13 protein-coding genes are annotated in these 13,158 nt (G+C 71.5%); 7 read left to right on the forward strand and 6 right to left on the reverse strand.

Going from position 1 to position 13,158, the window contains the following annotated elements; all coding sequences use genetic code 11:
- Positions 1-17 precede the first annotated feature (17 nt).
- Entirely contained in the window at positions 18-1,013 is a 996-nt protein-coding gene (locus tag ACZ69M_RS04935) for an oxidoreductase (protein WP_470046670.1), read from the forward strand.
- Between the two features lie 52 nt (positions 1,014-1,065).
- Here the strand turns inward: ACZ69M_RS04935 and mgrA are convergent, their stop codons facing one another.
- Complete coding sequence (gene mgrA / locus ACZ69M_RS04940; RefSeq protein ID WP_403696329.1) at positions 1,066-2,058, reverse strand: L-glyceraldehyde 3-phosphate reductase; 993 nt, start codon at positions 2,056-2,058, stop codon at positions 1,066-1,068.
- A gap of 127 nt (positions 2,059-2,185) precedes the next feature.
- Between mgrA and ACZ69M_RS04945 the strand changes: the two genes are divergently transcribed.
- The 3 genes from ACZ69M_RS04945 to ACZ69M_RS04955 all read left to right on the forward strand — a co-directional run bounded on the left by ACZ69M_RS04945 (position 2,186) and on the right by ACZ69M_RS04955 (position 5,216).
- A complete protein-coding gene (locus tag ACZ69M_RS04945; RefSeq protein ID WP_470046673.1) occupies positions 2,186-3,079 on the forward strand; it encodes a LysR family transcriptional regulator in 894 nt (297 codons plus the stop codon).
- Between the two features lie 100 nt (positions 3,080-3,179).
- A complete protein-coding gene (locus ACZ69M_RS04950) occupies positions 3,180-4,679 on the forward strand; it encodes a carotenoid oxygenase family protein (protein WP_470046675.1) in 1,500 nt (499 codons plus the stop codon).
- A gap of 27 nt (positions 4,680-4,706) precedes the next feature.
- Positions 4,707-5,216 carry a mycothiol transferase gene (locus tag ACZ69M_RS04955; RefSeq protein ID WP_470046677.1) on the forward strand — a complete coding sequence of 170 codons (510 nt, stop codon included), beginning with the start codon at positions 4,707-4,709 and terminating at the stop codon, positions 5,214-5,216.
- Here the strand turns inward: ACZ69M_RS04955 and ACZ69M_RS04960 are convergent.
- On the reverse strand, positions 5,204-6,268 hold the full coding sequence (locus tag ACZ69M_RS04960) for an adenosine deaminase (protein WP_470046679.1): 1,065 nt from the start codon (positions 6,266-6,268) through the stop codon (positions 5,204-5,206). The two genes, ACZ69M_RS04955 and ACZ69M_RS04960, sit on opposite strands and share 13 nt — an antisense overlap.
- A 41-nt stretch (positions 6,269-6,309) precedes the next feature.
- Positions 6,310-6,705 (reverse strand): VOC family protein, encoded by a 396-nt coding sequence (locus ACZ69M_RS04965; protein WP_470046681.1) that lies wholly within the window; start codon positions 6,703-6,705, stop codon positions 6,310-6,312.
- A gap of 372 nt (positions 6,706-7,077) precedes the next feature.
- Here ACZ69M_RS04965 and ACZ69M_RS04970 point away from each other — a divergent pair, with 372 nt between their 5' ends.
- The 3 genes from ACZ69M_RS04970 to ACZ69M_RS04980 all read left to right on the forward strand — a co-directional run bounded on the left by ACZ69M_RS04970 (position 7,078) and on the right by ACZ69M_RS04980 (position 9,612).
- Positions 7,078-7,824, forward strand: a complete 747-nt coding sequence (locus ACZ69M_RS04970; protein ID WP_470046683.1) for a phosphatase PAP2 family protein — start codon at positions 7,078-7,080, stop codon at positions 7,822-7,824.
- Entirely contained in the window at positions 7,778-8,830 is a 1,053-nt protein-coding gene (locus ACZ69M_RS04975) for a bile acid:sodium symporter family protein (RefSeq protein ID WP_470046685.1), read from the forward strand. The genes ACZ69M_RS04970 and ACZ69M_RS04975 overlap by 47 nt, the downstream gene beginning before the upstream one ends.
- Positions 8,831-8,901: 71 nt before the next feature.
- Entirely contained in the window at positions 8,902-9,612 is a 711-nt protein-coding gene (locus tag ACZ69M_RS04980; protein ID WP_470046687.1) for a dienelactone hydrolase family protein, read from the forward strand.
- Between the two features lie 55 nt (positions 9,613-9,667).
- On the opposite strand, the gene ACZ69M_RS04985 is transcribed toward ACZ69M_RS04980, so the two are convergent.
- The 3 genes from ACZ69M_RS04985 to ACZ69M_RS04995 all read right to left on the reverse strand — a co-directional run bounded on the left by ACZ69M_RS04985 (position 9,668) and on the right by ACZ69M_RS04995 (position 13,140).
- On the reverse strand, positions 9,668-10,576 hold the full coding sequence (locus ACZ69M_RS04985) for an aldo/keto reductase (RefSeq protein ID WP_470046689.1): 909 nt from the start codon (positions 10,574-10,576) through the stop codon (positions 9,668-9,670).
- 54 nt (positions 10,577-10,630) lie between these two features.
- Positions 10,631-11,521, reverse strand: coding sequence for a glycoside hydrolase family 19 protein (locus ACZ69M_RS04990; RefSeq protein WP_470046691.1), 891 nt, complete (start codon positions 11,519-11,521; stop codon positions 10,631-10,633).
- A gap of 260 nt (positions 11,522-11,781) precedes the next feature.
- Complete coding sequence (locus ACZ69M_RS04995) at positions 11,782-13,140, reverse strand: aldehyde dehydrogenase family protein (protein ID WP_470046693.1); 1,359 nt, start codon at positions 13,138-13,140, stop codon at positions 11,782-11,784.
- Positions 13,141-13,158: the final 18 nt, after the last annotated feature.

Here is a 13,158-nt window from a genome sequence, read left to right on the forward strand (position 1 = left end):
ATGAGGAGAGCCGAACCATGACCACCGAGCAACAGCAGCAGCCCCTCCACTCCGGATTCGACGCCGCGTCCAGCGCCGAGGACGTCATCAAGGGCATCGATCTGACCGGCAAGGTCGCCGTCGTCACCGGCGGCTACTCCGGCATCGGCCTGGAGACCGTGCGCGTCCTGCGGGCCGCGGGCGCCGAGGTCGTCGTACCGGCGCGGGACACCGAAAGGGCGCGGGCCGCGCTCAAGGGGATCGACGGCGTCGAGACCGCGCCCATGGATCTGCTGGATCCCGCCTCGATCGACGCGTTCGCCGAGCGCTTCGTCGGCTCCGGGCGGCCGCTGCACATCCTCGTCAACAGCGCGGGCGTCATGGCGACGCCGCTGACGCGCGACGCCCGGGGGTACGAGGTGCAGTTCGCCACGAACCACCTCGGCCACTTCCAGCTGGTCGCCCGCCTGTGGCCGGCGCTGCGCCGGGCGCACGGGGCCCGGGTCGTCTCGGTGTCCTCGTGGGGCCACCGGTTCTCGCCCGTCCTGCTCGACGACCCGCACTTCGAGCACCACGCGTACGACCGCTGGGTCGCCTACGGGCAGTCGAAGACGGCGAACATCCTCTTCGCGCTCGGTCTCGACGAGCGGGGCAGGGCGGACGGGATCCGGGCCTTCGCCCTTCACCCGGGAAGCATCGTCGACACCGGTCTGAAGAAGTACCTGGCCGAGGAGGACCTCAGGGCCGTCGGCGTCCTCGACGCGGACGGCCGGCCGATCCTCGACCCGGAGCGGCAGCTGAAGACCGTCGAGCAGGGGGCGGCCACCAGCGTGTGGTGCGCGACCAGCCCCCTGCTCGAGGGCAGGGGCGGCGTCTACTGCGAGAACAGCGACATCGCCCCTCCGATGTCCGCGGAGGAGGGCCGTGAGTGGTCCCTCGGGAACAGGTCGTGGAAGGCCGGCGTCGTGCCCTACGCCGTGGACCCGGTGGCGGTCGACCGCCTCTGGGAGCTCAGCGAGCGGCTCACGGCCTGACGACCGGGCTCCCTGGCCCGGCCGGCTTCTCCTGGGGCCTGATCAGCGGGCCTCAGGCCTTGATGATCGCGTCGATCCGCGCCAGCTCCTCCGCGGTGAAGTCCAGGGCGCGGGTGGCCGCGACGCTGTCCTCCAGCTGCTGGGGGCTGCTCGCGCCGATGAGCGCGGAGGTCACTCGGCCGCCGCGCAGCACCCAGGCGAGCGCCAGCTGCGCCAGGGACTGGCCGCGGGACTTGGCGATCTCGTCGAGGGCGCGCAGCTGCCCGACCAGGTCCTCGGTGACCGTGTCGGCGCTCAGGAAGGGGCTGTCGCTCGCGGCGCGCGAGCCCTCCGGGATGCCGTCGAGGTAGCGGCTGGTGAGCAGGCCCTGCTCCAGCGGGGAGTAGGCGATGGAGCCGACCCGCAGCTCGTCCAGCGTGTCCAGGAGCCCCTCGTCCTCGGGGCGGCGGTCGAGCATCGAGTAGCGCGGCTGGTGGATCAGCAGCGGGGTGCCGAGCTCGGCCAGGATGCGGGCGGCTTCCCGGGTCTGCTCCGCGGAGTAGTTGGAGATGCCGACGTAGAGCGCCTTGCCCTGCTGGACCGCCGAGTGCAGGGCGCCCATCGTCTCCTCCAGGGGAGTCTCCGGGTCGGGGCGGTGCGAGTAGAAGATGTCCACGTAGTCCAGGCCCATCCGGGCCAGGCTCTGGTCGAGCGAGGACAGCAGGTACTTGCGGGAGCCCCACTCACCGTAGGGGCCCGGCCACATCAGGTATCCGGCCTTGGTGGAGATGACCAGCTCGTCGCGGTGGTGCGCGAAGTCCGCCTTCAGGGCGTCGCCGAGCGCCGACTCGGCGGCGCCGGGCGGCGGACCGTAGTTGTTGGCCAGGTCGAAGTGGGTGACACCGAGGTCGAAGGCGCGGCGCAGGATCGCGCGCTGGGTCGCCACCGGCCGGTCGGGGCCGAAGTTGTGCCACAGGCCGAGCGACAGCGCGGGCAGCTTCAGTCCGCTGCGTCCGGTGCGCCGGTAGGGCATGTCCGCGTAACGGTCGGGGTGTGCGGTGTACAACGCGTACTCCTGGTAGGCCGGGAAAACAGGTCTCCACTCTCGCGCGGGCACGGTGCAGAGGTCCAACGGGAGAATCGGATGGGACTGTGCGACGGCGCTTCTCAATCGGCGACTACTGTGGTGCCCCATGGAACTGCGCCACCTTCAGCACTTCGTCGCGGTCGCCGAGGACCAGCACTTCACCCGGGCGGCGGAACGGCTGATGGTGTCGCAGTCGGGACTGTCGTCCTCCATCCGTGCCCTGGAGCGGGAGCTTCAGGCTCCGCTGTTCGTGCGTACCACCCGCCGGGTCACGCTCACGGAGGCCGGTCGCGCGCTGCTCGGCGAGGCGGAGCGGATCCTCGCCCAGGTGCGCTCGGCGCAGGACGCCGTGGCTGCCGTACAGGGCGTCCTGCGCGGCACGCTCTCCCTCGGCACCGAGCAGTGCATCGCGGGCGTCGACGTGGCCAAGCTTCTCGCGGCGTTCCGGCGGCGCCATCCCGACGTCGAGATCCGGCTGCGGCAGGCGGGTTCCGAGGCGCTGGCCGAGGAGGTCGCCGCGGGCCGTCTCGACCTGGCCTTCGCCGTCAGGACGCGGGCGGACGGGGACCAGCTGCGGTCGGTCCCGCTGACCAGCGAGCCGATGACCGTGCTCTGCCATCCCACGCACCACCTCGCGACCGCCGCCGTGGTCACGCCCCAGGAGCTGGGCGGCGAGGCCTTCGTCGACTTCCACCCCGACTGGGGGCCGCGCCGCACCACGGACGCGGCCTTCGCGGCGGCGGACGTACGGCGGACGGTGGCGCTGGAGGTCAGCGACGTGCACAGCCTGCTGGAGCTGGTCCACGAGGGCCTCGGCATCGCTGTCGTGCCCCGCCACTTCGGCCACAAGCGCGAGGCCGGCGATCTCACCGCACTTCCCTTCAAGGGCGCCAGTGAAGCCTCGTACGAGACGGTCGCCGTGCTGCCGCCGCCGGACGCCACCAGTCCGGCGGCGCGGGCGCTGATGGTGCTTCTGGACACCCCGCGAGAGGGGGCCTGACACCACCCGCGGAGGGGCTCCAGCACTCCTGACCGGGCCCGCCGCCCGGCCGCAGACTCGTGGACGTCCACGAAGACAACTGCGAGGCTGGAGTACGGAGATGGCGGATCACACACGGCGGACGGTCCTGCGCGCGACGGCGGTCGCGGCGGCGGGCGGGCTCGCCGGCGCGATGGGGGGCCAGGTGGCAGCGGCGGCAACGGTGCCGGGCACGGCGGCACAGGGCGGGCATCGGTTCCCCTTCCTGGAGGGGGCGTTCAAGCCCGTCACCGAGGAGCTGACGGCGTTCGACCTGCCGGTCACCGGACGCATCCCGCGCGAGCTGAACGGCCGCTTCCTGCGCAACGGCCCCAACGTCCTGGGCCTGGAGGACCCGCGCGCCCACCACTGGATGCTCGGTGAGGGCATGGTGCACGGCGTGCGGCTGCGGGAGGGTCGCGCGGAGTGGTACCGCAACCGCTGGGTCCGCTCGGCCTCCGTGGCGAAGAAGCTCGGCGAGCCGTACCCCGGGCCCGTCCCGCCGGACGACTTCCCGTGCAACACCCATGTGATCGGGTACAGGGGACGGATCCTGGCCCTCCAGGAGAGCGGGCCGCTGCCGTACGAACTCGACCACGAGCTCGGCACGGTGGGCACGTACGACTTCCGCGGCACCCTCGAAGGGGCCTTCACCGCCCACACCAAGTTCGACGCGGCGGCCGGAGAACTGCACGCGATCGCCTACTACCCCACCTGGGACCACGTGCGGCACCAGGTGATCGACCACACGGGCCGGGTCGCGAGGACCACACGGATCCCGGTCGCGGACGCGCCGATGATGCACGACTTCGCGCTCACCGAGAAGTATGTCGTGATCTTCGATCTGCCCATCACCTTCGACCCCGCGGGAGCCGAGCGGGGCGACCTCGTGCCGTACGTCTGGAACGAGAAGCACCCGACGCGGGTCGGTCTGCTGCCGCGCGCGGGCGGCGAGGTCCGCTGGTTCGAGGTGGATCCGGTCTACTACTCGCACACCCTGAACGCGTACGACGAGGGCTCGTCCGTGGTCGTCGACATGACGACCTACCCGGCGCCCTTCTACGTCGCGGGCCGCGGCTCCGACGGACCGTACGGCGCCGGCACCGCCTCGCTCGAACGCTGGACGATCGACGTGGCGCACGGCCAGGTGCGCACCAGGACCCTCGACGACCGCCCCCAGGAGTTCCCGCGCGTCCACGAGGCGTTGGTGTCCAGGCGGCACCGTTACGCCTACACGGCCGCCGCAGCGGACATGACCCTGGCGTATCTGACGCCCGACGGGAACCCGCCCGACCGGGCCTTCGCCAACGCGCTGATCAAGCACGACCTGCTGCGCGGGACCACACAGGTCCACCGGCTGCCGCGGGACGCCGCCGCGGGGGAAGCCGTCTTCGTACCCTCCGAGGGCGCACGGGCCGAGGACGACGGCTACGCGATCGCCTATGTGCACAATTCCGATCGCGGGGCCGCCGACCTGGTGATCCTGGCCGCCCAGGACTTCACGGGCGAGCCGGTCGCCCGGATCCATCTCCCGGGGCGGGTGCCGCTCGGCTTCCACGGGAGTTGGATTCCGGACGCATGAGGGACCGCGATGCGCGATGGTGGACGCATGCATGCAAAGGACATCCTCATCGACGCGTACAGCCGCATCCAGGAAGAGGTCCATGCCGCCGTCGGGGGCCTGCCGCCGGACGTTCTCAACGCCCGCCCCTCGGACGACGCCAACTCCGTCTCATGGCTGGTCTGGCACCTCACCCGCGTCCAGGACGACCATGTCGCGGACGCCGCCGGGCTCGAGCAGGTCTGGCTCACGCAGGACTGGGAGAAGCGCTTCGGGCTCGATCTGCCGCGCCGGGACACGGGGTACGGGCACAGCTCCGCGAAGGTCGCCAAGGTGCGGGTCGACTCCGGTGACCTGCTGACCGGTTACTACGACGCCGTGCACGAACAGACGCTGGAGTTCCTGCACGGGCTGACCGCCAAGGACTTCGAGCGGATCGTGGACGAGCGCTGGGATCCCGCGGTCACGCTGGGCGTACGGCTGGTCAGCGTCCTGTCCGACGATCTGCAGCACGTCGGACAGGCCGCCTATGTACGGGGGCTGGTTCAGAGGCCGTAGCCGGGCAGCACGACGTCCTCGATGAGGGCCTTGCGCTCGTCGAACGGGATGAACGCGCTCTTCACGGCGTTCACCGTGACCGTGCGCAGGTCCTCCACCGTCCAGCCCGCCTCCTCCACCAGCAGCGCCATCTCGCGCGTCATCGTCGTGCCCGACACCAGACGGTTGTCGGTGTTGAGGGTGACGCGGAAGCCGAGGTCGCGCAGGGCGGTGATGGGGTGCTCGGCGATGGAGGTCGCGGCACCCGTCTGGAGGTTCGACGTCGGGCACATCTCCAGGGCGATACGGCGGTCGCGCACCCAGCCCGCGAGGTGGCCGAGCTTGCCGTCGACGATGTCCTCGGTGATGCGGACGCCGTGGCCGATGCGCTGAGCTCCGCAGACCTGGAGGGCCTGGTGGATGCTGGGCAGGCCGTGGGCCTCGCCGGCGTGGATGGTGAACGGGACGCTCTCGCCGCGCAGGTGCTCGAAGGCGGCGAGGTGGTCGGCGGGCGGGAAGCCGTCCTCGGCACCCGCGATGTCGAAGCCGACGACGCCGCCGTCCCGGAACGCCACCGCGAGGTCGGCGATCTCCCGGGTGCGGTCGAACATGCGCATCCCGCACAGCAGGGTGCCGACCCGGACCGGGGTGCCGGCTGCCGCCGCCTTGGCCATACCGGCCGCCAGGCCCTCCTGCACGGTCTCGACGACCTCGGGCAGGGTCAGCCCGCCGTTCACCATCAGCTCGGGTGCGTACCGGACCTCGCCGTAGACGACGCCGTCCCCGGCCAGGTCGAGCACGTACTCCTCGGCCGTGCGCAGCAGGCCCTCGCGGGTCTGCATCACGGCGAGGGTGTGCTCGAAGGTGGCTATGTAGCGCACCAGGTCACCGGAGTTGGCGGCCTCGTAGTACCAGGCGGCGAGCGCGTCCGGGTCGGTGGTGGGCAGTGTGTGGCCGACCGTCTCGGCGAGCTCCACCAGCGTGGCGGGGCGCAGGCCGCCGTCGAGGTGGTCGTGCAGCACAGCCTTGGGGAGGCGGCGGATGGTGTCGATGTCGATGCGGGGCGCGGTCATGCGTGTCGTTCCTCGGCAGGTTCTGAACAGATGGGTGGATGTCAGGCGGTGACGGGCTGGAGCAGGTCCCAGCGGTTTCCGTACAGGTCCTGGAAGACGACGACCGAGCCGTACGGTTCGTGGCGCGGCTCTTCCAGGAAGGTGACGCCCGCCTCGCGCATGCGGGCGTGGTCGCGGGCGAAGTCGTCGGTGTGCAGGAAGAAGCCCACGCGCCCGCCGGTCTGGTCGCCGACCCGGCCGCGCTGGACCTCGTCCTTGGCCCGGGCCAGCAGCAGTCCGCTGCCGCCGCCCTCCGCGCCCGGCTCGACGACGACCCAGCGGGAGCCGTCGGGCCGCGGCTGGTCCTCGACGAGCCGGAACCCGAGGGCTTCGGTGTAGAAGCGGATCGCCTCGTCGTAGTCGTCGACGACGAGGGTGACCAGCGCGATGCGTCGCATCGGGACCCCTTAGGTAGTTATACGTAACACGCTAGGGTACGGCATCCCACCGCATGCTCCTGCCCGCCCTGTCCATGCCGAGTCGCCAGGTGCGGCGGGGTGCGGGACGCTGGGCACACCCTCGGCCCTCGTCGCCCGCCGGCGTCCGGCAAGGCCGCGCCCCACGCACGGCGTTCATCTTTCGCGACCGCCGCGGGAACGATCTCGGCCCGCCAATCGTCTACAGTTCTGTAGACCGTCTACAGGATTGTAGTCACCGCGGACGCGGTCTTCCGACGCGTCCGCACGCCCATCATGGAAGGGGCCTCCGTCGATGTCCGCAGCCCTGCACGCCGCGCCGCCGTACGCGGTCGATGTCCTCCGGGCCCTGTCATGAGGCGTGCGGACGCGTCGGAACTCGCGGGATCGACCGCCGTCGGCAGCCTGGTCGCCTTCGTGCTGCTGACGCTGGTCGTGACCGGCCGGGACGGCGCCCCGCTCTTCGGCGACCAGGACCTCAACGCCTGGTCCGCGGACCACCGCCCACCCGTGGCGCTGGCCGTGGCCCGCGGGCTGACCTACACGGGCACAGGCGTCCTGCCGTACCTGCTGGTCGCGCTGGCGGGTGTCGTCCTCGGTCGCACCGCACGACAGCGGATCCTCTTCGCCCTCGGCTGCGTCGGCTGTCTCGCCGCCGCCCAGGCCGTTCGGTACGGCGTGATGTCCCTGGTCGCCCGCCCCCGCCCCGCGACGGTGCAATGGGCCACGCAAGCCTCCGGCTGGTCCTTCCCCTCGGGCCACACCACCACGTCCGCCATCACCGGCGGTCTGCTCGTCCTCGCGGTGCTCTCGCGGGCGCCCCGCGGCGGGCGGGCTCTCGCGGCGCTCGTCGCATGCTGGGCCGTCCTGGTCGGACTCACCAGGGTCTACCTGGGCGTCCACTGGTTCTCCGACGTGCTCGCCGGCTGGCTGTTCGCCCTGTGCTGGCTGAGCCTCAGCGTCTACACCCTCGCCCGCATCGCCCCGCACACGTTCTCTTCCATATCGGCGCTCCGTCTCCGCCCTGGTCCCACGCCGACGGAAGAGCGCCCCGATGACTCCCACCCGCACCGCGAAGTCCCCCCTCACTCGGCTCCGTGACCACCTCGGCTGGGCTGTCGGCGGGTCGTACGTCGCCGCCGCGGCCCTGCCGACGCCGGGGCGGTGGTTGCGTCATCCGCACCTGATCGGGGCGGCCGGGTTACCGCACATCGCCTTCGAGACCCCGCGTCTCCTGCTGTCCCTGCTCCTGTTCACCGCCGGCCTGCAGGTGCCGGTCCACGCACTGCGCGCGTTGGCCAGGCGCCCCGCCGCACTGCTGACCGGGCTCGTCCTCCATCTGGTCGCACCCCTGCTGATCATTCCGGGCGTCGCCTTCGCCCTGAGCCGGTCGCCCGACAGCGACGGGGGCAGCGGAATGATCGCGGCGATGATCCTGATCGTCGCGATGCCGGTGGCGGCCGGAGCCACCGTGTGGACGAGCAAGGGGGACGGCGACCAGTCGACGACCGTGGGCCTGGTGCTGGCGTCCACGATCGTCAGCCCGCTCACGATCCCCATCACCTTGACGGCCCTGTCCCCCCTGCTGAGCGGCGACTACGCGAACACGCTGTCGGGGGCCGCCCTGACCGCCGGACACGCCTTCGCGCTCACAGGGGTCCTGCTGCCCTGCGGTGCCGGAATCCTGTGCCGGCTCGCCCTGCCGGACCGTGTGCTGACCCGCCTTCTCGCCGCCGCGGTCCCCACGGCGATGGTCGGCTCACTGCTCCTGACGTACGTCAACGCCAGCGGTGTCCTCGGCCCCTTCCTCACGCATCCCGAACCGGTGCTGCTGGTGGCGGCGCTGGTCGTCGCCGCCACGGTCTGCGGCCTGTCGTTCGCCCTGGGCGGGATCACGGCCCGCGCGCTGCGCCTGGACGCTCCCGCGGGCGCCTCCGTGACACTGGCCTGCGGGATGAACAACAGCAGCGCGAGCGCGGTTCTCATCACGACGACCCTGCCCGACCGGCCGCACGTCCTGCTGCCGGTGCTGGCGTACAGCCTGCTGCAGAAGGTGGCCGCGGGGCGCGTCGTGCGGGCCGGGGGCAGGCCGGGCGCCCGCGCATGACATCGTGGAGATCAACTCGGGGCCGGCCCCGCCGGCTCCTGCCCAGCGCTGCCCCACAGGAGTTGAGTGCGATGTCCGAGCTGCCGAAGCCGACCGGAGCCCCCGCCCATCAGAACGTGACCTTCCCCAGCGCCGGGACCACGGCCCACGGCTATCTGGCACTGCCGCCGTCCGGGCAGGGACCCGGGGTGATCGTCATCCAGGAGTGGTGGGGTCTGACCGACCACATCGCGCAGGTGGCGGACCGACTGGCCGCGGAGGGCTTCGTGGCCCTCGCACCCGACCTGTACGGCGGCAGTGTCGCCCATGACAGCGGCGAGGCCTTCCGGATGATGAAGGAGCTGCCGGTCTCGCGCGGCGTCGAGCTGCTCTCCGGTGCGGTCGATCATCTGCTCGGGCTGCCCGAGGTCACCTCGGACACAGTGGGCGCGGTCGGCTTCTGCATGGGCGGCGGCTTCGTCCTCTATCTGGCCGCGGCCGACCCCCGGGTCAGCGCGGCGGTGCCGTTCTACGGCGTGATCCAGGGTGAACTGCCCGACTTCTCCCGCCTGAAGGCACAGATCCTGGGTCACTACGGCGAACTCGACACGAGCATCCCGAAGGAGAACCTGGACCAGCTGAGGGAGGCGGTCCAGCAGCAGGCCGGCATCGCCGCGGACTTCCGTCTCTACCCGGCCAACCACGCCTTCTTCAACGACGGCCGACCGGAGGCGTACGACCCCGAGTCCGCCGCGCGGGCCTGGGAGCACACGGTGCCCTTCCTGCACGAGCAACTGGGCTGAGCAGGTCACCCGGGGCGGCCCGACGAGGACCGCCCCCGGTGACGTGGCCCATCGGTCACTCGCCCGGCCGATGGAGTGCGTCGAGGCGGACCATCTCGTCGTCGGTGAGCCGCAGCGCGCCCGCGGCGACGTTCTCGACGAGGTGGTCCGGACTGCCGGTGCCGGGGATGGCGAGCACGTGCGGACCCTGGCGCAGGGTCCACGCGAGGCGTACCTGCGCGGGCGTCGCGCCGTGCGCACGCGCGACGGCGAGCACCTCCTCGTCGCCGTCGCTGCCGCTTGCGCCCTGCTCACCGCCCTTGCCGGCGATCGCGAAGAACGGCACGAACGCGACGCCCAGCTCCCCGCACCTGCGCAGGAGTTCGTCGGTCCCGGCGTTCAGGGAGTCGAGCCCGTACCGGTTCTGCACGCTCACCACCGGCGCGATGGCCTGCGCCTCCTCGAGGTGCCGGAGTCCGATGCTCGACATGCCGAGGTGCCGGATCAGCCCCGCCTCGCGCAGCTCGGCCAGTGCGCCGAAGTGCTCGGCGATCGAGTCCTGCCCGGTCCGCCGCAGATACACGAGGTCGAGGTGGTCGCGGCCCAACTGCCGCAGGTTCTCCTCGACATGGGCACGGAGCTGGTCCGGCCGGGCCGGGCTGCCCCACTCCCCCGCGTAGTCGCGGAACGGCCCGACCTTGGTGGCGATGACCAGGTCGTCGGCGTACGGGGCCAGCGCGCTGTTGATCAGCTCGTTCGCCGAGCGCACCGACGAGAAGTAGAAGGCGGCGGTGTCGATGTGGTCGACACCCAGCTCGATCGCGCGACGCAGCACCGCGATCGAGCGGTCGCGGTCGCTCGGCGTGCCGAGGTGGAAGGCCGCGCTGCCCGTCAGCCGCATCGCGCCGAAGCCGATGCGGCGGACGGGGAGGTCTCCGAGTGTCCAGGTGCCGGAAGCTGCCGCGGTGATCGTTTCCGAGGTCATCGCGGCAGCTTCGCACACCTTCTGCGGGGCCGGGCGGCTGCCGTCGACGGGCGGTCAGCAGGCGAGGTTGCCGCCGGCCGAGGTCCCGAGGATCTGTACGAAGCGCTGGTAGGCGTCCACCCTGCTCTGCACCTGCGCCGGGTTCTTGCCGTCGCACTCCAGGGAGCCGTTGATGCTGCGGATGGTCTGGCCGAATCCCGCGCCGTTGACCATGGCGTTGTGGCCCGTCATGCTGCCCGGCCCCGTCTGGGTGTTCCAGTACCAGAGGCCGGTCTTCCAGGCCACGGCGGCATCGTTCTGCACGAGGTAGGGGTTGTTGAGGAGGTCGATGCCGAGCGCGTCGCCCGCGGCCTTGTAGTTGAAGTTCCAGCTGAGCTGTATCGGGCCGCGGCCGTAGTAGGCCGACTGTCCGGCCGGGCAGCCGTAGGGCTGGCTCCAGTCGCAGTAGTGCGGGTAGTTGGCGGTGTTCTGCTCCACCACGTAGACCAGGCCGCCGGTCTCGTGGCTGACGTTGGCGAGGAAGGCCGCGGCCTCCTGCCTCTTCACCGTGTCGCTGCCGGTGTTGGCGAAGGCCGGGTAGGCGCTCATCGCCGCCCGCAGGCCGCTGTAGGTGTAGAAGGAACTCCGGTTCGGGAACATCTGGTTGAACTGCGCCTCGCTCACCACGAAGCCGTCGGAGGGAGGCGTGGAACCTCCGTCGCAGGCGTAGGGGTCCCAGAACCAGGTGCTGATGGTGGGGTCGTAGCCCGGGTTGTCGTGCTCGGCGATGTAGGTCTTCCCGTCGGTGTAGCGGACGACGTCACCGGTGACGTACGACCTTCCGGCCACCCAGCTCGGATAGCTCGAACAGGCGGCGGCGGAGGCCCCGGCGGCCGGCAGGAGCACCGGGGTGGCGGACGCGAGGGCGAGGGCTGTCAGGACTGCGGAGATGCGGCGCCTCGACACAGGTCAACTCCTTTGCGGGACACGGCCGCTCCCCGTCAAGGGCAGCGCGGAGCTGAGCCTTGTACGCACGTGCCGGCGGGGCCGGCCACGGCATCGGGGGCGGCCGTGGTGGGGGGTGTGGAGCCACACTCAACCGCTTTGGTATGTACCAGTCAAGGGTGTAGACCAGTCAGATCTGACAACGTTGGCAGAGGAGATCGCACAACGGTGCCCCGACAGATCCTCACGATCTCCCGGGGCACCGAAGGGCCGGACAGGCCCTAGCCCAGCGGCTTCTCCAGCACCGCCTTGCGGTGGCTGAACGTCTCGATGGAGTAGCGGCCGTGGTAGCGGCCCATGCCGCTCTCGCCGACCCCGCCGAACGGCAGGTCGGAGACGGTCAGATGGGCCAGCGGCAGACCGAGACCGAGGCCTCCGGAGGACGTCTCCTCGGCGATCCGCTCCCGGGTGGTGTCCGACTCGGTGAAGACGTAGAGCGCCAGGGGCTTGTCGCGGTCGTTGATGAAGTCGATGGCCTCGTCCAGCCCCGCCACCGTGACGATCGGAAGGATCGGTCCGAAGATCTCCTCCTGCATCACGGGGGCCTTGGGGTCGACGTCGGCGAGGACGGTGGGCGCGAGGTACTTGGTGGCCCGGTCTCCGGTGCCGCCGATGACGGTGCGCCCGGAGTCCAGCAGCGAGCTGAGCCGGTCGAAGTGCCGCTCGTTGACGATCCGTCCGTACTCGCCCGAGCGCCGCGGCTCGGCACCGAACAGGGCCTCGACGGCGCGGGCGAGCTCGGACTCCAGCGCGCGGGCGGTCTCCGGGTCGGTGAGGACGTAGTCCGGTGCGACGCAGGTCTGCCCGGCGTTGAGGAACTTGCCGCGGGCGAGCCGGTCGGCCACGACGGACAGGTCGGCGTCACGGTCGACGAACGCCGGGGACTTGCCGCCCAGTTCGAGGGCGACGGGGGTGAGGTGCTCGGCGGCGGCCCGCATCACGATCCGGCCGACCGCGCCGTTGCCGGTGTAGAAGATGTGGTCGAAGCGCTCCGCCAGCAGCGCGGTGGTCTCCGGAACCGCGCCCTCGACGACGGCGACCGCGTCCGTGTCGAGGTAGCGCGGCAGCAGCCGCGCGACGGCCGCCGAGGTGGCGGGGGCGAGCTCGCTGGGCTTGACGACGACCGTGTTGCCCGCGGCCAGCGCGCCGAGCATCGGCGTCAGCAGGAGCTGCACCGGATAGTTCCAGGGGGCGATGACCAGCACGACGCCCAGCGGGTCGTACCGCGTCCAGGCCGTCGCGTCGGCACCGAGGTGGGCGGGGACCGGGGCGGACTCGGGGCGCAGCCACTCGGCGAGGTGGTCGAGGGTGTGGTCGATCTCGCGCACGGTGAAGTCGATCTCGGTGCGGAAGGCCTCGGTGGAGCTCTTGCCGAGGTCCGCGTGGAGGGCCTCCGCGAGCTCGGGGCCGTGCGTGGTGAGCAGTTCGCGCAGTCGGCGCAGCTGGGTGGTGCGCCACGCGAGGGGCTTGGTGCGGCCGGAGCGGAAAGTGGCGCGCAGCCGGGCCACGATGTCGGCGGGCTGCTCGGGGGTGCGGTCGTTCACAGTGCCTCGCTGATCGGTGCGGACCTGGCGGCCCACGGGCGGTCGTCTTGAGCC

It is taken from the genome of Streptomyces sp. NPDC107454, from assembly GCF_055582885.1.